This is a genomic window from Streptomyces sp. NPDC017246, assembly GCF_044331325.1.
Classification (GTDB): Bacteria; Actinomycetota; Actinomycetes; order Streptomycetales; family Streptomycetaceae; genus Streptomyces.
Map to the genome: position 1 here is coordinate 109,275 of NZ_JBIRMW010000002.1, position 25,632 is coordinate 134,906.

28 protein-coding genes, 1 tRNA gene and 1 pseudogene are annotated in these 25,632 nt (G+C 71.2%); 21 read left to right on the top strand and 9 right to left on the bottom strand.

The annotated features are described in order from the left end of the window. Positions 1-19 precede the first annotated feature (19 nt). Positions 20-325 (bottom strand): annotated as a pseudogene (locus tag ACH4MY_RS05205) (rhodanese-like domain-containing protein); the annotation flags it as partial. 69 nt (positions 326-394) lie between these two features. Between ACH4MY_RS05205 and ACH4MY_RS05210 the strand changes: the two are divergent. Beyond that, positions 395-682, top strand: a complete 288-nt coding sequence (locus ACH4MY_RS05210; RefSeq protein ID WP_189835492.1) for a metal-sensitive transcriptional regulator — start codon at positions 395-397, stop codon at positions 680-682. Between the two features lie 135 nt (positions 683-817). On the opposite strand, the gene wrbA is transcribed toward ACH4MY_RS05210, so the two are convergent. Beyond that, positions 818-1,426, bottom strand: a complete 609-nt coding sequence (gene wrbA / locus ACH4MY_RS05215; RefSeq protein WP_397997763.1) for an NAD(P)H:quinone oxidoreductase — start codon at positions 1,424-1,426, stop codon at positions 818-820. Positions 1,427-1,600: 174 nt separating this feature from the next. Between wrbA and ACH4MY_RS05220 the strand changes: the two genes are divergently transcribed. After that, positions 1,601-2,239, top strand: coding sequence for a TetR/AcrR family transcriptional regulator (locus tag ACH4MY_RS05220; protein WP_397997765.1), 639 nt, complete (start codon positions 1,601-1,603; stop codon positions 2,237-2,239). A 63-nt stretch (positions 2,240-2,302) separates the two neighbouring features. Here ACH4MY_RS05220 and ACH4MY_RS05225 read toward each other — a convergent pair whose 3' ends face one another. Beyond that, the gene (locus tag ACH4MY_RS05225) at positions 2,303-3,085 is read right to left on the bottom strand and encodes a TetR/AcrR family transcriptional regulator (RefSeq protein WP_397997768.1); all 783 of its coding nucleotides are present in this window, start codon (positions 3,083-3,085) and stop codon (positions 2,303-2,305) included. Between the two features lie 100 nt (positions 3,086-3,185). Here ACH4MY_RS05225 and ACH4MY_RS05230 point away from each other — a divergent pair, with 100 nt between their 5' ends. The 5 genes from ACH4MY_RS05230 to ACH4MY_RS05250 all read left to right on the top strand — a co-directional run bounded on the left by ACH4MY_RS05230 (position 3,186) and on the right by ACH4MY_RS05250 (position 9,484). After that, positions 3,186-5,456: an ATP-binding cassette domain-containing protein gene (locus ACH4MY_RS05230; RefSeq protein ID WP_397997771.1), complete on the top strand. Its 2,271-nt coding sequence runs from the start codon at positions 3,186-3,188 to the stop codon at positions 5,454-5,456. A gap of 113 nt (positions 5,457-5,569) precedes the next feature. After that, complete coding sequence (locus ACH4MY_RS05235) at positions 5,570-6,130, top strand: RBBP9/YdeN family alpha/beta hydrolase (RefSeq protein ID WP_397997773.1); 561 nt, start codon at positions 5,570-5,572, stop codon at positions 6,128-6,130. A gap of 65 nt (positions 6,131-6,195) precedes the next feature. Continuing rightward, positions 6,196-7,131: a prolyl aminopeptidase gene (gene pip / locus ACH4MY_RS05240; RefSeq protein WP_397997776.1), complete on the top strand. Its 936-nt coding sequence runs from the start codon at positions 6,196-6,198 to the stop codon at positions 7,129-7,131. 42 nt (positions 7,132-7,173) lie between these two features. Beyond that, positions 7,174-7,815 (top strand): HhH-GPD-type base excision DNA repair protein, encoded by a 642-nt coding sequence (locus ACH4MY_RS05245; protein WP_397997779.1) that lies wholly within the window; start codon positions 7,174-7,176, stop codon positions 7,813-7,815. A 115-nt stretch (positions 7,816-7,930) separates the two neighbouring features. Beyond that, positions 7,931-9,484: a M28 family metallopeptidase gene (locus tag ACH4MY_RS05250; RefSeq protein ID WP_397997782.1), complete on the top strand. Its 1,554-nt coding sequence runs from the start codon at positions 7,931-7,933 to the stop codon at positions 9,482-9,484. Between the two features lie 69 nt (positions 9,485-9,553). On the opposite strand, the gene ACH4MY_RS05255 is transcribed toward ACH4MY_RS05250, so the two are convergent. After that, complete coding sequence (locus tag ACH4MY_RS05255) at positions 9,554-11,233, bottom strand: helicase HerA-like domain-containing protein (protein ID WP_397997785.1); 1,680 nt, start codon at positions 11,231-11,233, stop codon at positions 9,554-9,556. A gap of 97 nt (positions 11,234-11,330) precedes the next feature. Between ACH4MY_RS05255 and ACH4MY_RS05260 the strand changes: the two genes are divergently transcribed. Then, complete coding sequence (locus tag ACH4MY_RS05260; protein WP_015034993.1) at positions 11,331-11,627, top strand: type II toxin-antitoxin system VapB family antitoxin; 297 nt, start codon at positions 11,331-11,333, stop codon at positions 11,625-11,627. 118 nt (positions 11,628-11,745) lie between these two features. Next, positions 11,746-12,375, top strand: a complete 630-nt coding sequence (locus tag ACH4MY_RS05265; protein WP_397997787.1) for a LytR C-terminal domain-containing protein — start codon at positions 11,746-11,748, stop codon at positions 12,373-12,375. Positions 12,376-12,438: 63 nt separating this feature from the next. Here ACH4MY_RS05265 and upp read toward each other — a convergent pair whose 3' ends face one another. Then, entirely contained in the window at positions 12,439-13,074 is a 636-nt protein-coding gene (upp, locus tag ACH4MY_RS05270; protein WP_015034991.1) for a uracil phosphoribosyltransferase, read from the bottom strand. Positions 13,075-13,166: 92 nt separating this feature from the next. Between upp and ACH4MY_RS05275 the strand changes: the two genes are divergently transcribed. The 9 genes from ACH4MY_RS05275 to ACH4MY_RS05315 all read left to right on the top strand — a co-directional run bounded on the left by ACH4MY_RS05275 (position 13,167) and on the right by ACH4MY_RS05315 (position 18,839). Next, a complete protein-coding gene (locus tag ACH4MY_RS05275) occupies positions 13,167-13,376 on the top strand; it encodes a hypothetical protein (RefSeq protein ID WP_397997790.1) in 210 nt (69 codons plus the stop codon). A 262-nt stretch (positions 13,377-13,638) separates the two neighbouring features. Then, complete coding sequence (locus ACH4MY_RS05280; protein WP_397999342.1) at positions 13,639-14,172, top strand: hypothetical protein; 534 nt, start codon at positions 13,639-13,641, stop codon at positions 14,170-14,172. Between the two features lie 62 nt (positions 14,173-14,234). Beyond that, positions 14,235-14,663, top strand: coding sequence for a tRNA adenosine(34) deaminase TadA (tadA, locus tag ACH4MY_RS05285; RefSeq protein WP_397997793.1), 429 nt, complete (start codon positions 14,235-14,237; stop codon positions 14,661-14,663). A gap of 55 nt (positions 14,664-14,718) precedes the next feature. Then, a tRNA-Ser gene (locus tag ACH4MY_RS05290) sits at positions 14,719-14,803 on the top strand. Positions 14,804-15,253: 450 nt separating this feature from the next. After that, a complete protein-coding gene (locus tag ACH4MY_RS05295; RefSeq protein ID WP_397997796.1) occupies positions 15,254-15,418 on the top strand; it encodes a hypothetical protein in 165 nt (54 codons plus the stop codon). A gap of 10 nt (positions 15,419-15,428) precedes the next feature. Then, complete coding sequence (locus tag ACH4MY_RS05300; protein ID WP_397997799.1) at positions 15,429-15,722, top strand: Dabb family protein; 294 nt, start codon at positions 15,429-15,431, stop codon at positions 15,720-15,722. Positions 15,723-15,956: 234 nt separating this feature from the next. Continuing rightward, positions 15,957-16,802: an RNA polymerase sigma factor SigF gene (locus ACH4MY_RS05305; protein WP_397997801.1), complete on the top strand. Its 846-nt coding sequence runs from the start codon at positions 15,957-15,959 to the stop codon at positions 16,800-16,802. 235 nt (positions 16,803-17,037) lie between these two features. Then, on the top strand, positions 17,038-17,943 hold the full coding sequence (locus ACH4MY_RS05310) for an RNA polymerase sigma factor SigF (protein ID WP_397997804.1): 906 nt from the start codon (positions 17,038-17,040) through the stop codon (positions 17,941-17,943). Between the two features lie 62 nt (positions 17,944-18,005). Next, the gene (locus tag ACH4MY_RS05315) at positions 18,006-18,839 is read left to right on the top strand and encodes a hypothetical protein (protein ID WP_397997806.1); all 834 of its coding nucleotides are present in this window, start codon (positions 18,006-18,008) and stop codon (positions 18,837-18,839) included. Here the strand turns inward: ACH4MY_RS05315 and ACH4MY_RS05320 are convergent. Then, entirely contained in the window at positions 18,826-19,764 is a 939-nt protein-coding gene (locus ACH4MY_RS05320) for an oxidoreductase (RefSeq protein ID WP_397997809.1), read from the bottom strand. The genes ACH4MY_RS05315 and ACH4MY_RS05320 overlap by 14 nt on opposite strands. Before the next feature lie 100 nt (positions 19,765-19,864). Between ACH4MY_RS05320 and ACH4MY_RS05325 the strand changes: the two genes are divergently transcribed. Continuing rightward, complete coding sequence (locus tag ACH4MY_RS05325; RefSeq protein WP_397997812.1) at positions 19,865-20,494, top strand: TetR family transcriptional regulator; 630 nt, start codon at positions 19,865-19,867, stop codon at positions 20,492-20,494. 78 nt (positions 20,495-20,572) lie between these two features. On the opposite strand, the gene ACH4MY_RS05330 is transcribed toward ACH4MY_RS05325, so the two are convergent. Next, positions 20,573-20,815 carry a hypothetical protein gene (locus tag ACH4MY_RS05330; RefSeq protein ID WP_397997815.1) on the bottom strand — a complete coding sequence of 81 codons (243 nt, stop codon included), beginning with the start codon at positions 20,813-20,815 and terminating at the stop codon, positions 20,573-20,575. 189 nt (positions 20,816-21,004) lie between these two features. On the opposite strand from ACH4MY_RS05330, the gene ACH4MY_RS05335 reads away from it, so the two are divergent. Continuing rightward, on the top strand, positions 21,005-21,448 hold the full coding sequence (locus ACH4MY_RS05335) for a MarR family winged helix-turn-helix transcriptional regulator (protein WP_397997818.1): 444 nt from the start codon (positions 21,005-21,007) through the stop codon (positions 21,446-21,448). A gap of 15 nt (positions 21,449-21,463) precedes the next feature. Then, on the top strand, positions 21,464-23,080 hold the full coding sequence (locus ACH4MY_RS05340) for an MDR family MFS transporter (RefSeq protein ID WP_397997821.1): 1,617 nt from the start codon (positions 21,464-21,466) through the stop codon (positions 23,078-23,080). 81 nt (positions 23,081-23,161) lie between these two features. Here the strand turns inward: ACH4MY_RS05340 and ACH4MY_RS05345 are convergent, their stop codons facing one another. Both ACH4MY_RS05345 and ACH4MY_RS05350 read right to left on the bottom strand, forming a co-directional pair. Further along, positions 23,162-23,932 carry a TetR/AcrR family transcriptional regulator gene (locus tag ACH4MY_RS05345; RefSeq protein ID WP_397997824.1) on the bottom strand — a complete coding sequence of 257 codons (771 nt, stop codon included), beginning with the start codon at positions 23,930-23,932 and terminating at the stop codon, positions 23,162-23,164. Between the two features lie 35 nt (positions 23,933-23,967). Further along, complete coding sequence (locus ACH4MY_RS05350) at positions 23,968-25,506, bottom strand: MFS transporter (RefSeq protein ID WP_397997827.1); 1,539 nt, start codon at positions 25,504-25,506, stop codon at positions 23,968-23,970. Between the last annotated feature and the right edge of the window lie 126 nt (positions 25,507-25,632).

A 25,632-nucleotide genomic window follows, 5' to 3' on the forward strand; every position in this document is an offset into this window, starting at 1 on the left:
CCGCTCCCTGGCGGAGGCGGGCCGCCCAGCCGCTCGTACCGCCGTCGAGGTCGTACGCGGTGATGCCGTGGCCCGCGAGCCGGGCGCAGGCGGAGGCCGAGCGGTTGCCCGATCGGCAGACGACGAGCAGGCCGCCGCGCGCCGCCGCCTCCCTCAGCGCGGGGACGGCCCGGTCGAGACGGTCGAGCGGGACGTTGAGCGCGCCGGGCACGTGTCCGGAGGCGTACTCGCCGGGTGTGCGCACGTCGACGACGGTCAGTCCGGCCATCCGGGTGCGGGCCTGGTCGGGGTCGAGCAGGAGGGGTGCGTTCACGGCAGGTGTCATCCTTGGTTTTCGACGGGGCCCCGTGCGGGGGAGTAAATTACCCCCTGGGGTATCTGTGGAGGAGTCGCTGTGGAACTGGATCTCGCGGGTGCGGAGCTGAAGGCGGTCCTGAACCGGCTGCGCCGGGCTCAGGGGCAGATCGCCGGCGTGATCCGGATGATCGAGGAGGGCCGGGACTGCGAGGAGGTCGTCACCCAGCTGGCCGCCGCCTCCCGGGCCCTCGACCGGGCCGGGTTCGCGATCATCGCGACCGGGCTCCAGCAGTGTCTGACCGATGTCGAGGACGGACAGCGGAACGGCGAGGACCGTGACGCGATGCGGGCCCGGCTGGAGAAGCTCTTCCTGTCCCTCGCGTAGAACGCGGAGGCGGGCGCTCAGAACACCGCGTCCGCCTATCCCGCGACCCAAACAGATGTACCCCCGGCGGTATCTCACCCCCGGGGGTACGTCACATCGGTCGGGCGGAGCGGCCGTGTCGGGCCGCCGGCCCGGTCAGTCGACCGCGAGGCCCTTCAGGCGCTTCGCGAAGGTCGTCAGGCGGGCACCCTGGTAGCGGGCGGCCGCGAGGACGTTCTCCTCCGGGGCGCCGTTCGCGCCCGGGTGGGCGGTGCCGTACGGGTTGCCGCCGGCCGCGTACACCGCCGGGTCGGTGAAGCCGGGCGAGACGATGACCGAGCCCCAGTGGTGGAAGGTGTTGTAGAGCGCGAGCAGCGTCGACTCGTTGCCGCCGTGCGGGTTGTGCGCGCTGGTGAAGGCGGTCGCGGGCTTGTCCGCCATGACGCCCTGCTGCCAGAGGCCGCCCGAGGTGTCGATGTACTGCTTCAGCTGCGCGGCCACGTTGCCGAAGCGGGTCGGGGAGCCGAGCGCGTACGCGTCCGCCCACTCCAGGTCGTCGAGGCCGGCGACCTCCACATCACCGGTGGCGTCCACATGGGCGCGCCAGGCCGGGTTCGAGTCGATGGCCGCCTCGGGGGCGAGTTCGGGCACCCGGCGCAGCCGCACCTCGGCGCCCGCCTTCTCGGCGCCCTCGGCGACGGCCCTGGCGAGCTGATGGACGGCACCGGTGGCCGAGTAGTAGATGACGGCGACCTTGACGGACATGACGATCTCCTCAACCGGATTACTTTCCGTTTCGATGGCCGAGGTTAAACGGATTGCTATCCGGATCGCAAGGGCGGCGAGTATGCTCACATGAGGGGCGACCGGCACGGGGGACGGGGCGCGAACCAGGGACAATGCGCGCATCACAGCGCACCGGGAACAGGGAGTCGGCAGATGAGCACAGAGAATCCGCAGGTCGGAGGCTCGGCGGCGGCGCCGCTGCTCGGTCTGCTCCCCACCGTCGGCACCCCCGCGCCCGAGCGGGCCGACGCCGCCCGCAACCGGCGCAAGATCCTCGACGCGGCCGCCCGGATCGTCGCGGAGGACGGCCCCGAGGCCGTCACCATGAACCAGGTCGCCCACGCCAGCGGCATCGGCGTCGGCACCGTCTACCGCCGCTTCGGCGACGTCACCCAGCTCCTGTGGGCGCTCCTCGACGACCGCGAGCGCCAGTTCCAGGAGGCGTACATGAGCGGCCCGCCGCCGCTCGGGCCCGGCGCCCCCGCCGCCGAACGGCTCGACGCCTTCCTCGACGCGCTCGTCGACCGCGTCGGCGAACAGCGCGAGATCCTGCTCGCCGCGCACTCCGCGGCGCCCCGCGCCCGCTACCACGGCGGCGCGTACGGCGTGATGCACACGCATGTGGCCCTGCTCATCGGGCAGCTCGGGCGCGGGTCCGACAGCACGCTCCTGGCGCATCTGCTGCTCGCGCCGTTCTCGCCCGACGTCATGCACCATCTGACGGTCGAGCGCGAACTGTCGGCGGACCGCCTCAAGGCCGGCGTGCGGGAGCTCCTCCGCCTGCGGGCCTGACTCCACGGCGTACGGGAGCCGCTCCGCACCCGGCCCCGGGCACCACCCGGGCGGGGCCCGGTCTCAGACCCGTCCCAGCGCCGCCAGCCCGTCCAGCACCAGCGCCAGACCGAAGCCGTACGCGTGCTCCGCGTCGTACAGCCCGTCGTACGCCAGCGCCGCCGCCTCCCCCACCCGTGTCGCCAGCGGGAAGCGCGACGCGTCCAAGGCCCGTGCGAGCAGCGGCTCGTGGGCCTCCCACCACTCCCCGTCGGACATCGCGCTCTCCCGCTCCACGGCCCGGGCGTCCAGCTCCGCCCGCGCGCCGGACTGCACGAAGCCGAGGACGTGGGTCAGCGCCGAGTCGCGGGCCACGTCGTCGAGGCCGAGCCCTTCGAAGGCCGCGAGCTCGTACTCGTACTTGTTCATCACGCCGGGACCCAAGGGGGCGCGGACGATGCGCAGTTCGACCAGCCAGGGGTGGCCGAGATGGAGGGCGCGGTTCGCGTCGGCGACCGCCGTGACCCGGGTCCGCCAGGGCTCGTCGGGGCGGAACGGCGGCCGGGCCATGCGCAGGAAGACGGCGTCCAGCATGAGGTCGAGGAGCTCGGCCTTGCCGGGGACGTAGGTGTAGAGCGTCATCGGGGTCACGCCGAGGTGCTGGGCGACCGCGCGCATGGTGAGCGCGTCCAGTCCGCCGCCGTCGGCGAGGGCGAGGGCGGCGTCGACGACGGCGTCGACGGTGAGCCCCTGACGGGGGCCGCGGCGCCCGGCGGGGGTCGCCGAGCCGTCGCGCCACAGGAGTTCCAGGGTGCGCGCGGGGTCGCCCGCGCCACTGCTGTCGCCGTTCCCCTTCGTAGCCGCCATGTCGTTCCGTTCTCGCAGGTCAAAGCCGTTTCAGCTAATTTTATACGGTGTATAGAGTACCCTTCCCGGGCAAGCAGGCCGACCATCGGAGGGCGCACGCATGAACCACCCCGTCGCAGCGGACAGCCACCACGTCATCCAGGTCCGCGGGGCCCGGGAGAACAACCTCAGGAACGTCGACCTCGACCTCCCCAAGCGCCGCCTCACCGTCTTCACCGGGGTCTCCGGCTCCGGGAAGTCCTCCCTCGTCTTCGGCACCATCGCCGCCGAGTCACAGCGTCTGATCAACGAGACCTACAGCGCCTTCCTGCAGTCCTTCATGCCGTCCCTCGCCCGCCCCGACGTGGACGGACTCCACAACCTGAGCGCCGCGATCGTCGTCGACCAGGAGCGGATGGGCGCCAACTCCCGCTCCACCGTGGGCACCGCCACCGACGCGTACACGATGCTGCGGATCGTCTTCAGCCGCCTCGGCACCCCGCACATCGGCACCTCCGGGGCGTTCAGCTTCAACCTCCCCGAGGGCATGTGCCCGCGCTGCGAGGGCGCCGGCGAGATCTCGGACATCGACGTCGACCAGCTCGTGGACCGCGAGAAGAGCCTCGACGAGGGCGCGATCACCGTCCCCAACTTCGCCGTGGACTCCTGGTACTGGCGGATCATGGCCGAGTCCGGCTTCTACCCCCGCGACAGGAGGCTCGCCGACTTCACCGAGCGGGAGTGGGAGGACTTCCTCCACAAGCCCTCGTGCAAGGTCAAGGTCGGCAGCAACACCTTCACCTACGAGGGCCTGGTGCCGAAGGTCCAGCGGCTCTTCCTCGCCAAGGACCGGGAGTCCCTCCAGCCCCACATCAAGGCCTTCGTCGACCGGGCCGTCGTCTTCCGCGCCTGCCCCGAGTGCGAGGGCGCCCGGCTCACCCGGGCCGCGCTGTCCTCCCGTATCGACGGGGTGAACATCGCCGAGTGCTCGGCGATGCAGATCAGCGACCTCGCCGCCTTCGTGCGCCGGATCGAGGACCCGTCCGTCGCCCCGCTCCTCGCGGGCCTGCGCGAACTGCTCGACTCGCTCGTCGAGATCGGCCTCGGCTACCTCTCCCTGGACCGGTCCTCCGGCACGCTCTCCGGCGGCGAGGCCCAGCGCGTGAAGATGGTCCGGCACCTCGGCTCCCCGCTCACCGACATCACGTACGTCTTCGACGAGCCCACCACCGGACTGCACCCGCACGACGTCCGCCGCATGAACGACCTCCTCCTGCGGCTCCGCGACAAGGGCAACACCGTGCTCGTCGTCGAGCACAAGCCCGAGGTCATCGAGATCGCCGACCACGTGGTCGACCTCGGCCCGCGCGCCGGGACCGCCGGCGGCGAGATCTGCTACAGCGGGAACGTGCCGGGCCTGCGCACCTCCGGCACCCTCACCGGGAACCACCTCGCGCACCGGGCGAAGCTCCGCACGGAGGTACGGGTCCCCACCGGCGCCCTGAGCATCACCGGCGCCACCCAGCACAACCTCAAGGACGTGAGCGTCGAGATCCCGACCGGGGTCCTGACCGTCGTCACGGGTGTCGCCGGCTCCGGCAAGTCCTCCCTCGTCCACGGCAACCTGCCGGGCCGCGAAGGGGTCGTCGTCGCCGACCAGTCCCCCATCCGCGGCTCGCGCCGCTCGAACCCGGCGACGTACACCGGGCTCCTCGGCCCGATCCGTACGGCCTTCGCCAAGGCCAACGGGGTCAAGCCGGCCCTCTTCAGCGCCAACTCGGAAGGCGCCTGCCCGCGCTGCAACGGCCTCGGACTCGTCTACACCGACCTGGCCATCGCGGCGGGCGTGGCCTCGGTCTGCGAGGAGTGCGAGGGCAAGCGGTTCACGCCCGAGGTCCTCACGTACGAGCTGAACGGCAAGAACATCCACGAGGTCCTGTCCCTGTCGATCGAGGAGGCCTACGACTTCTTCACCACGAAGAGCCAGGCCCGCACGATCCTCGGCCGCCTCAAGGACGTCGGCCTCGGCTACCTCCGCCTCGGCCAGCCCCTCAACACGCTCTCCGGCGGCGAGCGCCAGCGCATCAAGCTCGCCATCCACATGGCGGAGAAGGCCGCCGTCTACGTCCTGGACGAGCCGACCACCGGCCTCCACCTCGCCGACGTCGACAAGCTCCTCGCCCTCCTCGACCGGCTCGTCGAGGCCGGCAACACGGTCGTCGTCATCGAGCACCACCAGGCCGTCATGGCCCACGCCGACTGGCTGATCGACCTCGGGCCGGGCGCGGGGCACGACGGCGGCCTGATCGTCTTCGAGGGCACCCCGGCCCAGCTCGTCGAGAAGGGCGAGACCCTGACGGCCCGCCACCTCAAGGAGTACGTGGGCGGCTGAGCCACCGGGGCGAGGGCGGGCGCCCGCTCCCGGCTGAGCCACCGGAGCGAGGGCGGCGCCCGCTCCGTGGACGGTGGTGGACCGGCGGCGGGCACCGGCCTCAGGATCGTGGCATGACCACGTATCTGATCCTGCACGGCTACCAGAACCACCGCCCGCCCGGCCACTGGCAGCACTGGCTCGCCGGGGAGCTGCGGGCGCGCGGCCACGAGGTCCGCTACCCGCAGCTGCCCGAGCCGGACGCGCCCGTGCCCGGCGACTGGCTCGCCGCGCTCGACGAGCACGGGAGCCGGCCGGCCGAGGGCGAGTTCGTGGTCCTCGCGCACAGCCTGTCGGTCCTGCTGTGGCTGCGGGCGGGCGCGCGCAGGCCGGCGGCCGACCGGGTGCTGCTCGTCGCCCCGCCGTCGCCGCGGGTGACCGCCTCGATCCCCGGGATCGCCGCCTTCGCCGACGGGCTCGACCTGACGGAGACGGGGCTGGAGGCACGCCTGGTGTACGGCGACGGGGACCCCTACTGCCCCGAGGGCGCCGACGTGCACTACGGCCTCCCGCTCGGTCTCGACCTGGACCTCGTACCGGGCGGGAAGCACCTCAACCCCGATTCGGGGTACGGGGAATGGCCCTCGCTCCTGGACTGGTGCGAGGACCCGGGTGTCCGGGTGAAGGGGCACTAGGGTCCTGCCGGTCAGACCGCGAAAGCCCGGTCCGACCGGCCGGCGCAGCCCCTAGGCTCGACCGGATGTACCCGGAAACCGCACCGTACGACCAGGGCCTGCTCGACGTGGGCGACGGAAACCACATCCACTGGGAGGTCTCCGGCAACCCGGAGGGCAGGCCCGCGCTCGTCGTCCACGGCGGGCCGGGCTCCGGCTCCTCCCCGCGCGGCCGGCGCTTCTTCGACCCGGAGGCGTACCGCCTGGTCCTCTTCGACCAGCGGGGCTGCGGCCGCTCCACCCCGCACGCGAGCGACCCGGCCGCCGACATGGGCGTGAACACCACGGCGCACCTGATCGCCGACATGGAGCGGCTGCGCGAGCACCTGGGGATCGACCGCTGGCTGCTGTACGGCGGCTCCTGGGGCTCCACCCTGATCCTGGCGTACGCGGAGGCGTATCCCGAGCGGGTGACGGAGATCGTGATCGCGGCCGTCACGACCACCCGCCGCTCCGAGACGGCCTGGCTGTACGAGGGCGTCGGCCGCTTCTTCCCCGAGGCCCACGAGCGCTTCCGGGCGGGCGTCGGGGACGCGAAGGACCTGGTGGGGGCCTATGCCGCCCGCATGAACGACCCCGACCCGGCCGTACGGCGGAAGGCCGCCGCCGACTGGTGCGCCTGGGAGGACGCCGTCCTCTCGACGGAGGGCAGGGGCACCCCGTACACCGACCGGGTCGACGACGTCCGGCTCGGCTTCGTCCGGATCTGCTCGCACTACTTCGCGCACGGCGCCTGGCTGGAGGAGGGCGCCCTGATCCGCGACGCCCATCGGCTCGCCGGAATCCCCGGGGTCCTGATCCACGGCCGGCTGGACATGGGCGGGCCGCTCGACACCGCCTGGGAGCTGGCCCGGGCCTGGCCCGACGCCGAGCTGCACGTGGTCGGGAACGCCGGTCACCTGGGCAGCGACGAGACCGGGCAGCTGATCCTCACCGCCCTGGACGGATTCGCGAAGGGGTGAATCCACCGGGCGGGCCGCCCGCGCGGGCGGGATGATCGGAGGATGAGTCCCGCCTCCAAGAGCCCCGCCTCCCCGCCCCCGGAGATCCGTCTGGCCCAGCAGCCGGACGCCGACGCCCTGCTCGGCCGGTCCCCGCTGGCCGCGCTCGTCGGCATGCTCCTCGACCAGCAGGTTCCGATGGAGTGGGCGTTCTCCGGGCCGTACACCATCGCCTCGCGGCTCGGCGCGGACGATCTCGACGCACACGAGATCGCCGCCCGCGATCCGGAGGAGTTCTCCGCGCTGCTCTCCGAGAAGCCCGCGGTGCACCGCTACCCGGGGTCGATGGCGCAGCGCGTGCAGCAGCTGTGCGGGTTCCTCGTCGAGGAGTACGGGGGCGACGCCGAGGCCGTCTGGGCGGACGCGGCGAGCGGGAAGGAGCTGCTCGCGCGGCTCCAGGCGCTGCCCGGCTTCGGCAAGCAGAAGGCGCAGATCTTCCTGGCACTGCTCGGCAAGCAGTACGGGGTGCGGCCCCCGGGCTGGCGGGAGGCGGCGGGGCCGTACGGCGAGCAGGGCGCGTACCGCTCGGCCGCCGACATCACGGGCCCGGAGTCGCTGGCGAAGGTGCGGGCCCACAAACAGGAGATGAAGGCGGAGGCGAAAGCGGCCAAAGCCGCCAAGGAGGCCAAAAGCACCGGGAATTGATAATTCCAGATTTCAATCCTGCTCAATGTGACAGGAATTGTGGAGAAGGTGTTCACAGAAGGCCCTGCGGATCGCTAACTTCCCCTCAACCTCGTCCGTAACGGGAAGGACTTCTGTGAACGCTACCCAGCGCCGAGCCGCGGCCATTCTGGCCGCCGCCGCCCTCGCCACCCCGCTGGTCCTTGCCTCCCCCGCCACCGCGGTGAAGGACCCCACGGCCGCACCCGCCCGCGATGCCGCCCGACTGGCGAAGAAGCTGGTTCGCGAAACCACTGGCCAGGACGCCTACAAGCACCTGCAGAAGTTCCAGGCGATAGCCGACTCGGCCGGCGGTCACCGCGCGGCCGGCTCGCTCGGACACGACGCCTCGGCCGCGTACGTCTACACGCAGCTCAAGAAGGCCGGCTACGACGTCTCGTACGAGCAGTTCGACTTCCTCTACACCCAGACGCTCGCCGAGAAGGTCTCCGTCGTCTCGCCCGCGCCCCGCGCCCTCGACGTCAAGGCCATGACGTACACCAAGTCCACCCCGGTCGGCGGCATCAAGGCCGATCTCGCCGCCGTGCCCGTCGACGCCGACGGCACCACCGGCTGCGAGCCGGGCGACTACACCTCGGGGACCTTCACCGGAAAGATCGCGCTCATCAAGCGCGGCGGCTGCTCCTTCGCGATCAAGCAGCAGCAGGCCGCCGCCGCGGGCGCCGCCGGCGCGCTCGTCTACAACAACACCGCGGGCGCCCTGTCCGGCACGCTCGGCGAGCCCGCCGCGGGCAAGATCCCGACCGGTGGCCTCACCCAGGCCGAGGGCGAGGGGCTCGCCGCCGACCTCGCCAAGGGCGCGGTGAACCTCTCCTTCGAGATCCGCCAGCTCCAGGAGAAGCGCGTCACCAACAACGTCATCGCGGAGACCAGGGGCGGCAACGCCGCCAACACCGTGATGCTCGGCTCGCACCTCGACTCCGTCACCGCCGGCCCCGGCATCAACGACAACGGCTCCGGCTCCGCGGGTCTCCTCCAGACCGCCCTGGAGCTCGCCAAGTCGAAGGACAAGGTCCGCAACAAGGTCCGCTTCGCCTGGTGGTCCGCGGAGGAGAACGGCCTCCTCGGCTCCGAGCACTACGTCGACAACCTGACGGCGCTCGACAAGAGCGAGATCAAGCTCTACCTCAACTTCGACATGATCGCCTCGCCGAACTACGGCCTGTTCGTCTACGACGGCGACAACTCGGACAACGTCGGCGAGGGCGCGGGCCCCACGGGCTCCGCCCAGCTGGAGCGCGACATCACCGACTTCATGGACAAGCGCGGGGTCCCGCACGAGGGCACCGACTTCTCCGGCCGCTCCGACTACGGCCCGTTCATCGCGGTCGGCATCCCCTCCGGCGGCACCTTCACCGGCGCCGAGGGCATCAAGACCGCCGCCCAGGCCGCCAAGTTCGGCGGCACGGCGGGCGTCGCGTACGACGTGAACTACCACGCCAAGGGCGACGACCTGAAGAACATCAACATGACGGCCTTCGACGCCAACATCAAGGTCATCGCCAACGCCGTGGGCACCTACGCCCACGACATCTCGTCCCTGCGCAAGCCGGTCGTCTCCGAGCCGACCACGGGCGGCGAGAGCAGCGGCGGCGGCCTGCACAGCGACCACGACGAGGTCACCTCGTAAGCACCGTGTGGCGGTGACCGCCCAGCGGCCACCGCCGACGGCCACCGCTCGCGGGTCACCGCTCGCAGGTCACCGCTTGCGGCGGGCGGTGCCGAAGATCGAGCGGCTGATCTCCCGGCCCAGCTGGGTGCCGATCGACCGCGCGAGGGACTTGAACATCCCACTGCCCACGACCTGTTCGGCGAGCGAGGGCTCCGGCTTCGGAGCCCTCGCTCCCTGCTTCCCGGCCTTCTCCGCCTTCTCCGCCTCCTTGGCGGCCGCCGCGTCCAGGGCCGCCGCCTCCGCCGCCCGCTGCTCGGCGGTGAGCCTCTCGTACGCCGACTCCCGGTCCACCGCCTCCGCGTACCGCCCGTACAGCGGCGAGCCCTTCACCGCCGCGTCCAGAGCCGCCGCGTCGAGCGGACCCATCAGCGACTCCGGGGCCCGCAGCCGGGTCGCCGCCACCGGGGTCGGGGCGCCCTTCTCGCTCAGTACGGTGATCACCGCCTCGCCCGTACCGAGCCCCGTGAGCAGCTCCTCCAGGTCGTACGGCGATTTCGGGAACGTCCGCACCGTCGCCTTGAGCGCCTTCGCGTCGTCCGGGGTGAAGGCGCGCAGCGCGTGCTGCACCCGGTTGCCGAGCTGCGCCAGCACGTCGGGGGGTACGTCCTTCGGCGTCTGCGTCACGAGGAACACGCCGATCCCCTTCGAGCGGATCAGCCGCACCGTCTGGGTGATCGACTCCAGGAACGCCTTCGACGCCCCGTTGAACAGCAGATGCGCCTCGTCGAAGAAGAAGACCAGCTTCGGCTTCTCCAGATCGCCGACCTCCGGAAGGTCGTTGAAGAGGTCCGCCAGCATCCACATCAGAAAGGTCGAGAAGAGCTGCGGCTTGTCCTGAACGGCCGGCAGCTCCAGGACCGAGACGATCCCCCGCCCGTCCGGCGCCGTCCGCAGGAACTCGGCCGTGTCGAACTCCGGCTCCCCGAAGAAGCCCCCCGCGCCCTGCTGCTCGAAGGCCGTGATCGACCGCAGGATCACCCCGGCCGTCGCCGTCGAGAGCCCGCCGATCCCCTTGAGCTCGGCCTTCCCGACGTCCGAGACCAGAAAGGCGACCACTGCCCGCAGATCCTTGAGGTCCACCAGCTCCAGGCCCTTGGCGTCGGCGTAGTGGAAGATCAGGCCGAGGGACTGCTCCTGCGTCTGGTTGAGCTGGAGCACCTTCGACAGGAGCACCGGGCCGAAGCTGGTCACCGTGGCGCGCACGGGAACGCCGGGGCCGATTCCCCCGAGTCCGTAGAACTCGCAGGGGAAGCCCGTCGCCCGCCACTCCTGCCCGACCTGGGCGGCCCGCTCGCGGACCTTCCCGCCGTCAGCGCCGGGGGCCGAGACCCCGGAGACGTCGCCCTTGATGTCGGCGAGGAAGACCGGCACCCCGTTCGCCGAGAGCTGCTCGGCGATCAGCTGGAGCGTCTTCGTCTTGCCGGTGCCGGTGGCCCCGGCGACCAGGCCGTGCCGGTTGAGCACGGGCAGCGGGATGCGGATCGGCGCGTCCGGGTGACAGTCGCCGTCCCAGAGCAGAGCCCCCAGTTCGAGTGCCGCGCCCTCGAAGGCGTATCCGGCGGCGATCTCGGCGGCGGGACCGGCAAGTGCGGCGGCGGACGCCGCCGGAGCGGTGTCGGGAGCCCCCTGGGCGGCGCCCGACGCCTGGGCCGCCGAGGCCTCCTGGGCTCCTCCGGCAGCGGCCGGCGGCTGCTCGCTCGCGCTCATCACGGCACCCCGATTTCGTTTATGTCATGGTTTGCACCAGCATCCCACTGCCCGTGCATGGCTGCGCCGGTAGCCGCTCGCCCGGTAGGCTTTCCGTGTGATCTTCAAGCGCATCGGAAACGGAAAGCCGTATCCCGACCACGGCCGGGAAAGCACCCGGCAGTGGGCGGACGTCGCCCCGCGCCCGGTCCGCCTCGATCAGCTGGTCACCACCAAGGGCCAGCTGGACCTGGAGACGCTGCTCGCCGAGGACTCCACGTTCTACGGCGACCTCTTCGCGCACGTCGTGAAGTGGCAGGGCGATCTCTATCTCGAGGACGGACTGCACCGCGCCGTCCGCGCGGCACTCCAGCAGCGCCAGGTGCTGCACGCCCGCGTCCTGGAAATGGACTGAGACGGCGCCCGACCGGCCCCGTTTCCGCTGACCCTTTCGGGGTCAGTTCGCCCCCATCCGGACGCGATCACATGATCATCAAGTAGGCATCGCCGACGGGCGGCATTACGCTGCGTTCATGAGCATGCTCACTCCCCCCGGAATGGGCGGAAAGTACCGCATCACAGGGGACACCTACCCCCGCATGCGCCGCCCGCGGCGCCGTCGCAGGATCGTCCTCGCGGCCGCGGCCGCCGTGGTCGTGCTCGGCGCCGCCGGCTGGGGCACGCTCCAGCTCGTCGACGTCTTCTCGGGCGACGAGGGCAAGAAGGCGACGGCCGGCAAACAGGCCGACTGCAAACCCGTCGCCAAGGCGACGACCCCGCCCGCGGCCGCCTTCCCCAAGCCCGCCCAGATCACGGTCAACGTCTACAACGCGACCCCGCGCAGCGGACTCGCCAAGACGACCGCGGACGAGCTCAAGAAACGCGGCTTCAAGATCGGCAAGGTGGGGAACGCGCCCACCGCCTACGACAAGAAGGTGCCCGGCACCGGGCTGCTGCTCGGCGCCACCACCGCCACCAAGGGCACCTTCCCGGTCCTCGGCACCCAGCTGAAGGGCGCCACGACCAAGACGGACACCCGGGGCACGGCCGACGTGGACCTGATCATCGGGACCGCCTTCAAGAACCTGGCCCCGAAAACGACGGCGGACGCGGCCCTGGTCGCCCTGACCAAGCCCGCGCCCGTACCGACCGGAAAGTGCTGAGGATCCGGAAGGGAATCGATTCCGCCGAGCCGGCTGCGGCCTGCTCGGCGGAGCCGGCGTGCCTTATTCGGCGGAGCCGTACATGCGGTCGCCCGCGTCGCCCAGGCCCGGAACGATGTAGCCGTTCTCGTTGAGACGCTCGTCGACCGAGGCCGTCACGACGGTGACCGGCGTGCCCGCGAGCTCCCGCTCCATGACCTCGACGCCCTCCGGGGCGGCGAGGAGCACGACCGCGGTCACGTCGTCCGCGCCACGCTTGATGAGCTCCTGGATCGCCGCGACCAGCGTGCCGCCGGTCGCCAGCATCGGGTCCAGGACGTACACCTGGCGGCCCGAGAGGTCCTCCGGCATCCGCGTGGCGTAGGTCGACGCCTCCAGCGTCTCCTCGTTGCGGATCATGCCGAGGAAGCCGACCTCGGCGGTCGGGAGCAGCCGGACCATGCCGTCGAGCATGCCGAGCCCGGCGCGCAGGATCGGGACCACCAGCGGACGCGGGTACGACAGCTTGACGCCGGTCGTGGGCGTGACGGGGGTCTCGATGTCGACCTGCTCGGTCCGGACGTCCCTGGTGGCCTCGTAGGCGAGCAGGGTGACCAGCTCGTCGGCGAGCCGACGGAAGGTCGCGGAATCCGTGCGCTTGTCGCGCAGCGTGGTGAGCTTGTGGGCGACCAGCGGGTGATCGACGACGTGGAGACGCATGACTCAACAGTAGCCCGCCGCGCACTGGCGTCGACCCACGCCACTGGGGGAAGGTGGGGGCACAGGGACCCAGCGATGGGGCGGAGTGACCCATGCCCGACCTGGAAGAACCGGCCGAGGGAACCGCCGAGGGGGCGGCCCGGAGGCCGGCACCGGAGACCGACGCGGAGCGCCGCAGGCGCCGCGCCCAGTTCCTCCGCGAACTGAACGAGGCCAAGGCGCTGCGTGAGCGCGTGCAGCCGCGACGCGCGCGGGCCGCCCGGATGCGCCAGGCCATGCGGATGAGGACCTTCCGCTGGTGACCGGGGGCGCCCGGGGCCGGTCCGGACCGCGCGCGGGACCCGTCCGGGCCCGCACGCACCCCACACCGGCCCGTCTTCCTTGTGCGCCCCTCTGTGCGCCGGGGTCGCACGCCCACCCGATCGCGGGGTCGTTCAGACTGATGCACGACGCAAGAGCCGAAGACCTCTCCTGTCGGCGTCGTTTCTGTCACGATGCCGATTGGGCGGGGCATCAGGAGGCTCCGCCGGATCGTCACACCTCTGATCAGTGGGAGAGAGTCAGGTGTACTTCGCCGCACTGCTCGCGCGCACCGAAGACGGGTGGGAAGCGAGCGACACGGAGCTCGACGACGTGGAGACCCTGTCGGATCTGACCGAGCTCGCCCGCGAGGCCTCGGACGACGACACGGTGATCGTCTTCATCGAGCAGGAGGACGCGTGGTTCGGGGTCGTGCGGATCGAGGGTGAGGAAGACCCTCGTATCTACGTCTCGGACGGCGCCGCCGCCGCCCGTTCCTCGTACGGGGAGATCCTCACCCGGGAGATCCTCGGCGACGACCTGGACGACATCGTCGACGAGCTCGAGTCGCTGGACCTGGACGGCACCGAGGACGGTGAGCCGACGGCCGACGACACGGACGACGACGAGGAGACGGGCGTCGCCGCCGATGCCGTGCCGGCCGCTCCGGTCGGCGACCGGCTGATCCTCGCGGACCTCGGCATGCCGCCGGCCGATCTGATGGCGCTCGACAGCGACGCGCTCGCGGAGATCGCGGACGCCCTGGGGGCCGCCGAGGTCCTGGAGGCCGTCCGCTAGTGGCACGCGCTGTACCTGCCGTACCTGCGCCCGACCCCGTTCGGGACCCCTGGCGGGACGCCATGCGACTCGCTCTCGCCGAGGCCGACGCGGCCGTGCCCGCCGGTGACGTACCGGTCGGCGCGGTCGTGCTCGGCCCCGACGGCACGGTGCTCGCCCGCGGGCACAACGAACGCGAGGCGACCGGCGACCCCACCGCGCACGCCGAGGTGCTCGCCCTGCGCCGGGCCGCCGCGGCGACCGGAGAGTGGCGTCTGACGGGCTGCACGCTGGTCGTGACGCTGGAGCCGTGCGTCATGTGCGCGGGGGCACTCGTCCAGTCGCGGGTCGAGCGGGTGGTGTTCGGCGCACCGGACGAGAAGGCGGGCGCGACCGGCTCGCTCTGGGACCTCGTCCGGGACCGCCGTCTCAACCACCGTCCCGAGGTGATCCAGGGCGTCCTCGGCGAGGAGTGCGCGGAGCAGCTGACGGCCTTCTTCCGCACACGCTGACCTGCTGCGGGATACGGATTTCATCGCAGCCCGAGTTTCGGCTAAGCTCTCTCTCGGTAGCGTGTCCGAGCGGCCGAAGGAGCTCGCCTCGAAAGCGAGTGTGGCGCAAGTCACCGAGGGTTCAAATCCCTCCGCTACCGCTTCAGAAGGGCCCGACGCATCAGCGTCGGGCCCTTCGGCGTATCCCCGCGCATCCTGTCGCCCCCTGGCGTCCTGATACCGGTCCGCGGCCCCCGTACGGGAAAGGCCCCGGCGCGCTCTGGGGCGCGGCCGGGGCCTTCTTCCGTGGGGACGGGGAGCTTGGGACGGGGGGAGCGGCATCGGGGGGACAAGCCGCTCCCCCCGGTGAGAACCGGTCCTCCAAGTCCTGCGCCGCGCTCAGGGGGAAGCGCGCGGCGCGGACCCCGCAGTGCGGGCCGGTTCCGGGAGCCCTTCGGATTCCTGCCAGATCCTCCGGGCTCGACATCCATCCTGCTCGCCCCTCACTCTTCCGAGGGCGGCAAAAGGCCTCGATCTCCGGGCCCTTGGTCCATAAAGGCTCGGTTAGAGTGGCGCGGTCGTACGGCGGGGGAACTGGGGAGGGCTGGACAATGGTGCAAGCGAAGAAGGTCGCGCTGTACGCGGTCGTGGTCTTTGTGCTGTACACGATCATCAATTCCCCCCAGCGGGCGGCCGACCTCGTGGGAGTAGGGTTCGAGGGCATAGCCAGCGCCGCCCAGGGTGTCGGCGAGTTCATGACCGAACTCATCAACTAGGAGCCCTTCCGTGATCCGCCATCTGGTCCTCTTCAAGCTCAGCGACGGTGTCACGCGCGACGAGCCGCGTGTGGTCGCCGGTGTCGAGGCGTTCCGCGCGCTCGGCGGCCAGATCCCGGAGCTGAGGTTCTGGGAGTGCGACTGGAACATCACGGACCGGCCGATCGCGTACGACTTCGCCATCAACTCGGCAGTCGAGGACACCGACGCGCTCCAGCGCTACCTGGACCACCCCGCGCACCAGGCCGGCGTCGCCCAGTGGCGCGAGTTCGCCACGTGGGTGATCGCGGACTACGCCTTCTAGGCCGTTCGGCGCCCAAGACTCCGACGGGCCCTCCGCCATCGAGGTGGGGGGTCTTTTTCGTGCGTGACTCCGTGCGTGACCTCCCCTTTTTACGCCAACATGCCCTCAACACGTCACTATGCGGTGCTTGCACACAGTGGACATGTCTTGTGATGCTATGACCGCTTTTGACGGATGAGTTGACCGTAGTTGACCCAGTCGACCAGCAAGACCAGCCAAAGGGGTGGCGTGAACGTGCCGGCCAGTACAGCGCCTCAGGTCCCGCCCCAGCACGAGGCAGGCGGCCCGGAGACCCCGCGCCCCCGCCCTCAGAGCACCCGCGGCGCCGACACCCGCGCCCTCACCCAGGTGCTCTTCGGGCAGCTCAAGAACCTGGAGGTGGGCACTCCGGAGCACCACCGGGTGCGCGGGGCCCTCATCGAGGCCAACCTCCCGCTCGTGCGGTACGCGGCGGCCCGCTTCCGCTCCCGCAACGAGCCGATGGAGGACGTCGTCCAGGTCGGCACCATCGGCCTCATCAACGCCATCGACCGCTTCGACCCCGACCGTGGCGTGCAGTTCCCCACCTTCGCCATGCCGACGGTCGTCGGCGAGATCAAGCGGTACTTCCGCGACAACGTCCGCACCGTCCACGTGCCGCGCCGGCTGCACGAGCTCTGGGTCCAGGTGAACGGGGCCACCGAGGACCTGACGACCGCTCACGGCCGCTCCCCCACGACGGCGGAGATCGCCGAACGGCTGCGCATCGGGGAGGACGAGGTGCTCGCCTGCATCGAGGCCGGACGCTCCTACCACGCGACCTCCCTGGAGGCCGCCCAGGAGGGCGACGGGCTGCCCGGGCTGCTCGACCGGCTCGGGTACGAGGACCCCGCCCTGGCCGGCGTCGAGCACCGCGACCTCGTCCGTCATCTGCTCGTACAACTGCCCGAGCGGGAGCAGCGGATCCTGATGCTGCGCTACTACAGCAATCTGACCCAATCTCAGATCAGTCAGGAACTCGGCGTCTCCCAGATGCATGTGTCAAGGCTCCTCGCCCGCAGCTTCGCGCGTTTGAGATCCGCAAACAGAATCGAGGCGTAACCGGAACGGGTAGACCGGTTCGGAGCAGTTCTGCGCCGCCCCAAATGCCGTACACCCCTTGTTTCCTGCGGATATGCACCCTCGCCTTGTCGACAAGTCACTACAGCGTGTTGCCGACATGTGACATTCTGCTGGAACCGAGTTTGCCGCAGCCCCTCCGCCGGTATTCAGGTGGTGGCTGCGTTCCTCAGATGGTCGCGGCCACCGCGACCGTCCGCGACCTCAAGGGGGTGGCATGTCCACAGAACTGGGCAGCTCGAAGGTGCTCACGCTCACGCCCGTTCCCGTGCCCACGCAGACGACGGCGCCGACCGCGACCGACAGCGCGGAGGCCACGCCTCCGCCGATGGTCGTCACGTCGGGAGCCCTCGACACCCGCACCCTCTCGCGCTCGCTCTTCCTCCGGCTGCGCGCCCTCGACACCGAAGGCGCCGCCCCGGACAGCCCGGAGCGGACCTACGTCCGCGACACCCTCATCGAGCTCAACCTCCCCCTCGTGCGGTACGCGGCGGCCCGCTTCCGCTCCCGCAACGAGCCGATGGAGGACATCGTCCAGGTCGGCACCATCGGCCTCATCAAGGCGATCGACCGCTTCGACTGCGAACGGGGCGTGGAGTTCCCGACGTTCGCCATGCCGACGGTCGTCGGCGAGATCAAGCGCTTCTTCCGCGACACCTCGTGGTCGGTGCGCGTCCCGCGCCGGCTCCAGGAGCTGCGCCTCGCCCTCACCAAGGCCAGCGACGAGCTCGCGCAGAAGCTCGACCGCTCCCCCACCGTCCCCGAACTCGCCGCCGTGCTCGGGGTGTCGGAGGAGGACGTCGTCGACGGCCTCGCCGTCGGCAACGCGTACACCGCCTCCTCGCTCGACTCCCCCTCGCCCGAGGACGACGGCGGCGAGGGCTCGCTCGCCGACCGCCTCGGCTACGAGGACACGGCGCTCGAAGGCGTCGAGTACCGCGAGTCGCTCAAGCCGCTGCTCGCCAAACTGCCGCCCCGCGAGCGCCAGATCATCATGCTGCGCTTCTTCGCCAACATGACCCAGTCGCAGATCGGCGAGGAGGTCGGCATCTCCCAGATGCACGTCTCGCGGCTGCTCACCCGCACCCTCGCCCAGCTGCGCGAGGGCCTGATCGCCGACTGACCGACGGTCGGGTTCCGTGAAAAGCCTCCTTTATTGACGGGGCGTCAGACACACTGGCGCCCATGAGGCGAAGGAAGCCGGGACTCGTGGCGGTGGCGCTCTGCCTCGGCGGGGCGCTGACCGCCTGTGGCGGCGGAGGAGACGGCGAGGGGTACGCGGCGGTGGGCGCCGGCCCCTCCCCGAGAGGCGCGGCCACCCCCTCGGGGGCGGTCACCCTGATCCCCCTGGACAGCCCCACGGCGAGCGGAACCACGTCCAGCACGTCATCACCCGCCCCGACCCCGGGTCCGGACGCGGATGCGGGCCCGGACCCGGCCACGTCGTCGGCGGGCGGGTCCTCCGGTACGTCGGGGGCCTCCGCGGGCTCCGGGTCTTCCGGCACGGATCCGAGTACGGGCACGGGCACGGGGTCGAGTACGGGAGCGGGGTCGAGTACCGGTCCGACGACCGCGCCGGGCGGCACCGGCACCACCGCGCCGCGCCCCGGCGGCAGCACCCCTCCCCGTACCCCCGCACCGCCCTCCGGGCCCGCACCCGGCACCGGCACACCGGGACCCACCCCGGTCCCCCCGACCACCACCGCACCCGGTCCCGCCCTGCTCACCGTCTCCGCGCCCGTCCTCGCCGACGGGGACCGGCGCTGGTGCGAGCGCGTGACCGTCACCTTCCGGAACGGCGGAGGAACAGCGGCCCGTTCGGGCGCGGTCACCTTCGCCACCCATGTGATCGGCGCCCTCGGCGTGGACTGGGCGACGCTCACCTCCACCCAGCCGCTGCCGGCGCCGATCGCGGCCGGGGCGGCGCGGACGGAGACGTACACCGTGTGCGTGGACTCCTGGCGGGTGCCGCTGGGGATGCGGATCGACACCCGGAAGGTCACCGTCAGCTGGCAGTGACCGGGAAGCGCACCTCGGTCAGCCGTTCCGAGAGCTCCCACAGCCGGCGGCCGGTCCCGGGGTCGGCCGCCTCGGCGGAGAGACGTACGCGGGCCGGCGCGCCGCGCAGTTCGGCCATGCCGTCGGGCCCGATGAACTCGCCGCCCGCCACGTCCGGTGCCGTCGCCGCGTACAGCTGCGGCAGCGCGCCCCGCTCCGGTCGCTGCGCGAGCAGCGGATTGCCGATGTGGCCGAAGAGCAGCTTGGCCGGACCGGACGTGTCCCGGGTCTGGAGCCGGGTCGCCGTGTAGCCGGGGTGGGCGAGCACTCCGCGGACCGGGCTGCCGGCCTCGGTGAGCCGCCGGTGGAGCTCCTGGCCGAAGACGGCGTTGGCGAACTTGGACTGGTTGTAGAAGGCCATCGGGGTGTAGCCGCGCTCGCCGGTGAGGTCGTCGAAGCGGAGGCGGCCCTGCCGGTGGTTGAGGGAGCTGACCGTGACCACCCGGGGATCCCGCCCGGCGGCGAGCAGATCGAGCAGCAGCCCGGTGAGCGCGAAGTGGCCGAGGTGGTTGGTGGCGAACTGGAGCTCGTGCCCCTGGGGGCTCAGGGTGCGGGGCGGCCCCATCACGCCCGCGTTGTTGACGAGCACGTCGAGGCGGGGCAGCTCCTCGCGCATCCGGGCGGCGAAGGCACGGACCGAGTCGAGGTCGGCCAGGTCGAGCGGGCGTACGTCGAGGAGGCCCGGCGCCGTCCCGGCCGCCACGAGCTCGTCGACCGCCCGCCGGCCCCTGTCCTCGTCCCGCACGGCGAGGATCACCCGCCCGCCGCGGCGGGCGAGCGCACGCGTGGTGGCGAGACCGAGGCCGCTGTTGGCCCCGGTGACGACGAAGACCCGCCCGGTCTGGTCCGGGATCAGGTCGGCGGTCCAGCGCTGCTTCTTGGCCATGCGGCACACGTTGCCGTTTGTGTCACCGAGTGTCAAGGGTGCATCTGACTGCCAGTACTGCTCCTTGGTGTCGCCGAAGACACCGCGTTACCATGCCTCCGTGAGCACCCGCCCCGACGCCGGCCCCGTCAGCCTGGCCCAGCGCAAACGTCAGCTCGTCGCGACCGAGCTCACCGAAGCGGCCCTCCAGCTGCTCGCCCTCAAGGGCTTCGACGCCGTCACCGTCGACGAGATCGCGACCACCGCCGGGGTCTCCAAGCGGACCTTCTTCCGGTACTTCGCCTCCAAGGAGGACGTCGTCGTCCAGTTCCTGGCGGGCATGGGCGCCGACATGCGCGAAGGGCTCACCGCCCGGCCCGCGGGCGAGCGCCCCTCCGAGGCGTTGCGGCACGCCGTCTCCGTACCCCTGACCACCTGCGGCGACCACGCCGAGCGGGCCCTGCCGGTGGTCCGGCTGATCCTGCGGACCCCCGCACTGCTCGCCCGCTTCCTGGAGCACCAGGCACAGTGGCGCGAGGAACTGACGGAGGAGCTGGCGGCCCGCCTGGGGCGCGACCCCGGGAGCGACCTCTATCCCCGGCTGGCCGCGGGCATGGCACTGGCCGCCTTCGACGCCGTACTGCGCCGGTGGAGCGACGGCGAGAGCGCGGCGAGCGCGGAGGACCCGGCGGCACTGATCGGGGAGGCCTTCGCGGTGCTCGCCCCCGCGCTGGACCCCGTGGCTCCGTAGAGCGGCAAAAGAACGGTGGGCCGGGTCCGCGTGACGCGGATCCGGCCCACCCGGGGGCTTGGAGGGGGGACGGGGCGGTCAGCCCAGGGCCAGCCAGGCGACGGCCGCCAGGGCGGCGATCACCACGACCACTCCGACGATGAGGCCGACCTTCGGGCCGCCCGACGACGTGGCCGCGGCCTGCGGCTGCCGCTGCTGCGGGGCGCCCTCGTCGACGAAGGCGCGGAACATCTGCGTGTTGCCGGCGGGGTCGTAACCCTCGGGGCCCTGACCCTGAGGGTTCTGGCCCTGGCCGTACGGTGCTTGGGGGTTGTGTGCCATGGGCCAGGACCCTAGCGAAGTCGGGGTGGGGGCCCAAGCCCGGCTCCCCCGGCCACGGGTCCGAGGGGCGGCTCGGCGGCCCTGGGCCGCCTTTGCCTATTCTTTAGCGCCGTTTGACCGATTTAGTTTGCCTGGAGCAACCATCCATCTCTATGGTTGCCCTAAGCAACAACATCTATGGAGTGCCCGATGGACAGAGGCAATCGATACGAGAACCTCGCCCGCCAGGTGAGCGCCATCGGAGCGGTGAAGCGCGGACTCGCGCGGGTCCTGCCCACCGAGTGCCCCGGCGGATCCGCCATCGTCCTCGCCCTGCTCAACCACCACGGCGACATGCGGATGGGCCGGGTGTCCGAGCTGATGGCCGTCGACATGTCGGTCAGCAGCCGCCACGTGGCCCACACCGTGGACCGCGGCTGGGTCGAGCGACTGCCCGACCCCGCCGACCGGCGCTCCCGCATCCTGCACCTGACCCGGGCGGGCGAAGACATGCTCGCCGTCCTCGACCGACGGCTGACCGACATGCTCGCCCACACCCTCGCGGAGTGGTCCGACGACGACGTCGAACTGCTCACCACCCTGCTCGCCCGCCTCCGCGATTCCTTCGGGGACTGCCGGGCCCACCACGCTTGAGAACGAAGGAAGTTGATGGCTACGACCACCACACCAGAGACCGGTGTGCGCGGCGGGAGCGCCCAGCAGGGGGACATCGCCTCCGGCGGCGCCCCGATGACGCACAAGCAGATCATGGAGGCGCTCTCCGGGCTGCTGCTCGGCATGTTCGTCGCCATCCTGTCCTCGACGATCGTCTCCAACGCCCTCCCCCAGATCATCAACGACCTGGGCGGCGGCCAGTCCGCGTACACCTGGGTGGTCACCGCGGCGCTCCTGTCGATGACCGCGACCACCCCCCTCTGGGGCAAGCTCGCGGACCTCTTCTCCAAGAAGCTGCTCGTCCAGATAGCCCTGGTCATCTACGTGGCGGGCTCGGTCGTCGCCGGCCTCTCGCAGAGCACCGGCATGCTCATCGCCTGCCGTGTCGTGCAGGGCATCGGCGTCGGCGGTCTGACCGCCCTCTCCCAGATCATCCTGGCCGCGATGATCGCCCCGCGTGAGCGCGGCCGGTACAGCGGCTACCTCGGCGCGACCTTCGCGGTCGCCACCGTCGGCGGCCCGCTGCTCGGCGGCGTCATCACCGACACCGAGTGGCTCGGCTGGCGCTGGTGCTTCTACGTGGGCGTGCCCTTCGCGATCATCGCGCTGGTCGTCCTGCAGAAGACCCTCAAGCTCCCCGTCGTGAAGCGCCAGGTCAAGGTCGACTGGGCCGGCGCCTTCTTCATCAGCGCCGCCGTCTCCCTGCTCCTCATCTGGGTCACCTTCGCGGGCGACAAGTACGACTGGATGTCCTGGCAGACGGCCGCGATGGTGCTCGGCGCGATCGCCCTCGGCGGGATCTTCGTCCTCGTCGAGTCGAAGGCGAGCGAGCCGATCATCCCGCTCCGCCTCTTCCGGAACCGCACGATCACCCTCGCGTCGCTCGCCTCGCTCTTCGTGGGTGTCGCGATGTTCGCCGGCACGGTCTTCTTCAGCCAGTACTTCCAGCTGGCGCGGAACGAGTCGCCGACGATGTCCGGCGTCCTCACCATCCCGATGATCGCGGGTCTGTTCGTCTCCTCCACCGTCTCCGGCCTGGTCATCACCAAGACCGGCAAGTGGAAGGCGTGGCTGGTCAGCGGCGGCGCCCTGGCCGCCGGCGGGCTCGGGCTGCTCGGCACGATCCGCTACGACACGGCGTACTGGCACATCGCGCTCTTCATGGCGGTCCTCGGCCTCGGCCTCGGCATGATGATGCAGAACCTGGTGCTCTGCACCCAGAACCAGGTGGCCCCCGCCGACCTCGGCGCCGCCTCCTCCGTCGTCACCTTCTTCCGCTCCCTGGGCGGTGCGATCGGTGTCTCGGCGCTGGGCGCGGTCATGGCCCACCGGGTCACGAGCTACGTCAAGGAGGGCCTGACCGAGCTCGGCCCGAAGGCCGCGAGCGCCATGGGCCAGGGCGGCGGCGGCATCCCCGACATGGACAAGCTGCCGACCCCGATCCGTACGGTCATGGAGGACGCGTACGGACACGGTGTCGCCGATGTCTTCCTCTACTCGGCGCCGTTCGCGCTGCTGGCCTTCGTGGTGACGCTGTTCATCAAGGAGGTCGCCCTGAAGAGCAGCTCGGCGAAGGACTCCGAGGCGAAGCCGGTGGCCGCGGAGGCCTAGAAAGACTCCCGGCCGCGCTTCGAGCGGAGGCGCGGCCGGGTCGAGTACGGAGCGGCGGGCAGGGGACGGCCCGCCGCTCCGTCATTTTCCTGTTTCACGGGAGACCATCGCCTCGATGCCGGCGACCAGGACGTCCAGGGCGTAGTCGAAGTCGCGGTCCCAGATCTCGGTCACGCTGCCATGCGAGGCCCGCTCGTCGAGGAGGTCCACGATGGGTTCGAGGACCTCGGCGAACGCCGGTTCGTCACGGAAGGCCTTGATCGACTCCCCGTAGAAGTCGTCCTGCGACATCCCGGCCTCGGCCGCGCGCCGCTCGAACTGCGACTCGATCGTCCCGTAGCCGTACACGAACTGGAAGACGGCCGACATGGCGCTGGGCTGGCGGTCCATCGGCAGCCCGGTGTCCCTGATCGCCTCCTGGATCTTGCTGCCGACGGCGATCGCGTGCGGGCCGATGTTCAGGTACTGCCCGGCGCTCGGCGACATCCACGGGTGGCGGACCAGCATCCGGCGGTAGTCCAGGGCGAGGACCCGGATCCGGTCCCGCCAGCCGCCCGCCGCGTCGACCGCCGCGAGGTCGATCTCCCCGTAGACCGTGTCCACGGCGTACTCGATGATGTCGTCCTTGGTGTCCACGTACCAGTACAGGGACATCGCGGTGACGTTCAGCTCGGCCGCGAGCTTGCGCATCGACAGCTTGGCCAGGCCCTCCTCGTCGAGCATCCGGATCGCGGCGACGACGATCCGGTCCCGGTCGAGCCCGGCCGGACCGCCGCCGCTGCGGGGTGCCCTCGCCTCCAGCCAGACGCTGGAACGCGCCGGGTTCTTGGCCCGGTCGGCTGCCTTGACCATCGCGTTCCTCCGTCTGTCAGCGGTTCGTCACCATGCTAAGCAGCCGGTTCCATCTCTTCCGCCCGCTCCCGCGCGGCCCTGGCCTCCGTCCGCTCGGCCCGCCGGAGCAGGGCCGCGGCGACCAGACCGCCGGCGAAGACGGCGATCGCGCCGACCAGCTGACTGGTCTGGAGGCCGGAGGCGAAGGCGTCGGAGATCTCCTGCCGCTCGGCCTCGCTCCCGGCGGCGGCCAGGGCGGCCGGGAGGGAGGTCGCGGTGACGGCGACGAGCGCGGCGAAGCGCGCGTTGAGCACGGCGCCGAGGACGGCGACTCCGAGGCCGTTGCCGAACTCGGCGAGGGTGCCGTTGATCCCGGCGCCCACGCCCGCCTTCTCCGGCGGGATCGAGCTCATGATCGCGTTGGCCATGGCCGGGGAGGAGACGGCGATGCCGCCGCCCATCAGGACCAGGCCGAGCAGCATGCCCGCGTAGCTGCCGTCCGTGCCGCCGCCGAGCAGGGAGATCGAGGTGAGGCCGGCGGCGACCAGGGTCATGCCGAGGACGACGGTGGGCGGGGTGCCCAGCTTCATGACGATCTTCGGGCCGATGCCGGTGAGGTTGAGTCCGACGATGGTCAGGGCGAGCGGCGCCATCCGCAGACCGGCCTCCAGGGGCTCGTAGCCGAGCACGAACTGCAGGTGCTGGGTGAGCAGGAAGAGCGAGCCGCCCATGCCGAAGACGACCAGGATCGAGCCGCCGATGGCGCCGATGAACTTCTGGTTCCGGAAGAAGTGCATGTCGAGCATCGGGTACGGGGTGTGCAGCTCCCACAGGGCGAAGGCGCCGAGGCCGAGCACCCCGATCGCGGCCGGGACCAGGACCTCGGCGGAGACCCAGCCGTGCTCGGGGCCGCTGATGATCGCGTACACGACGGCGGTCATACCGATGGTGGAGAGCAGCGCGCCCAGCAGGTCCGGGCGCTCGCCCTGCGGGTTCTTGGACTCCGGTACGAGCTTGAGGACGGCGACGAGCCCCACGACCGCGACCGGGATGTTGATCAGGAAGATCATTCCCCACCAGAAGTGGTTCAGGATCACGCCGCCGATCAGCGGCCCGCCGGCGAAGCCGAGGGAGGCGACGGTGGACCAGAGCGCGATGGCCTTGACCCGCTCGGAGTCGTCGAAGATCTGCATGACGACGGCGAGGGTGGTGGTCATCAGGAGGGCGCCGCCGACGCCCATGCCCGCGCGGGCGGCGATCAGCTGGCCGGTGGAGTCGGCGAGTCCGGCGGCGAGCGAGCCGAGGCCGAAGAGCGCGAGGCCGACGGCGAGCAGCTTCTTGCGGCCGTAGCGGTCGGCGGCGTTGCCGGCGGTGAGCAGCAGGCCGGACTGGACGAGCGAGTACGCGTTGATCATCCACTGGATGTCGGTGGTGGTCGCGTGGAGTTCGGAGGTCAGCGAGGGGATGGCGACGCTGAGCACGGTGTTGTCGAGCAGCACGGTGAGCTGGGCGAGGCAGATGACGCCGAGGATCAGCCAGCGCTGCGGGTGACCGCCGGTGGCTGTCTTGTCGGTCGCGGCGGTCGACGCCGTCATGGGCAGAACTCCTTGTACGGTGTACGGGACTAGGTCTCGTACACCGTACAAGGGCTCTCGTACGCTGTATAGCGATGAGTTCGCGGTTCCTTCTCCGGCTGCCTCTCGGGCTACTTTTCGGGTTGC

Bases quoted from the DNA above. Each gene is read 5' to 3' on its own strand.
- ACH4MY_RS05265 (WP_397997787.1), top strand. From the start codon at position 11,746: ATGAGCATGCTCACTCCCCCCGGAATGGGCGGAAAGTACCGCATCACA.
- wrbA (WP_397997763.1), bottom strand. From the start codon at position 1,426: ATGTCCGTCAAGGTCGCCGTCATCTACTACTCGGCCACCGGTGCCGTC.
- ACH4MY_RS05255 (WP_397997785.1), bottom strand. From the start codon at position 11,233: ATGAGCGCGAGCGAGCAGCCGCCGGCCGCTGCCGGAGGAGCCCAGGAG.
- pip (WP_397997776.1), top strand. From the start codon at position 6,196: ATGTACCCGGAAACCGCACCGTACGACCAGGGCCTGCTCGACGTGGGC.
- ACH4MY_RS05230 (WP_397997771.1), top strand. From the start codon at position 3,186: ATGAACCACCCCGTCGCAGCGGACAGCCACCACGTCATCCAGGTCCGC.
- ACH4MY_RS05315 (WP_397997806.1), top strand. From the start codon at position 18,006: ATGAGGCGAAGGAAGCCGGGACTCGTGGCGGTGGCGCTCTGCCTCGGC.
- ACH4MY_RS05330 (WP_397997815.1), bottom strand. From the start codon at position 20,815: ATGGCACACAACCCCCAAGCACCGTACGGCCAGGGCCAGAACCCTCAG.
- ACH4MY_RS05275 (WP_397997790.1), top strand. From the start codon at position 13,167: ATGCCCGACCTGGAAGAACCGGCCGAGGGAACCGCCGAGGGGGCGGCC.
- ACH4MY_RS05225 (WP_397997768.1), bottom strand. From the start codon at position 3,085: ATGGCGGCTACGAAGGGGAACGGCGACAGCAGTGGCGCGGGCGACCCC.
- tadA (WP_397997793.1), top strand. From the start codon at position 14,235: ATGCGACTCGCTCTCGCCGAGGCCGACGCGGCCGTGCCCGCCGGTGAC.
- ACH4MY_RS05295 (WP_397997796.1), top strand. From the start codon at position 15,254: ATGGTGCAAGCGAAGAAGGTCGCGCTGTACGCGGTCGTGGTCTTTGTG.
- ACH4MY_RS05320 (WP_397997809.1), bottom strand. From the start codon at position 19,764: ATGGCCAAGAAGCAGCGCTGGACCGCCGACCTGATCCCGGACCAGACC.
- upp (WP_015034991.1), bottom strand. From the start codon at position 13,074: ATGCGTCTCCACGTCGTCGATCACCCGCTGGTCGCCCACAAGCTCACC.
- ACH4MY_RS05235 (WP_397997773.1), top strand. From the start codon at position 5,570: ATGACCACGTATCTGATCCTGCACGGCTACCAGAACCACCGCCCGCCC.
- ACH4MY_RS05345 (WP_397997824.1), bottom strand. From the start codon at position 23,932: ATGGTCAAGGCAGCCGACCGGGCCAAGAACCCGGCGCGTTCCAGCGTC.
- ACH4MY_RS05340 (WP_397997821.1), top strand. From the start codon at position 21,464: ATGGCTACGACCACCACACCAGAGACCGGTGTGCGCGGCGGGAGCGCC.
- ACH4MY_RS05335 (WP_397997818.1), top strand. From the start codon at position 21,005: ATGGACAGAGGCAATCGATACGAGAACCTCGCCCGCCAGGTGAGCGCC.
- ACH4MY_RS05245 (WP_397997779.1), top strand. From the start codon at position 7,174: ATGAGTCCCGCCTCCAAGAGCCCCGCCTCCCCGCCCCCGGAGATCCGT.
- ACH4MY_RS05310 (WP_397997804.1), top strand. From the start codon at position 17,038: ATGTCCACAGAACTGGGCAGCTCGAAGGTGCTCACGCTCACGCCCGTT.
- ACH4MY_RS05350 (WP_397997827.1), bottom strand. From the start codon at position 25,506: ATGACGGCGTCGACCGCCGCGACCGACAAGACAGCCACCGGCGGTCAC.
- ACH4MY_RS05220 (WP_397997765.1), top strand. From the start codon at position 1,601: ATGAGCACAGAGAATCCGCAGGTCGGAGGCTCGGCGGCGGCGCCGCTG.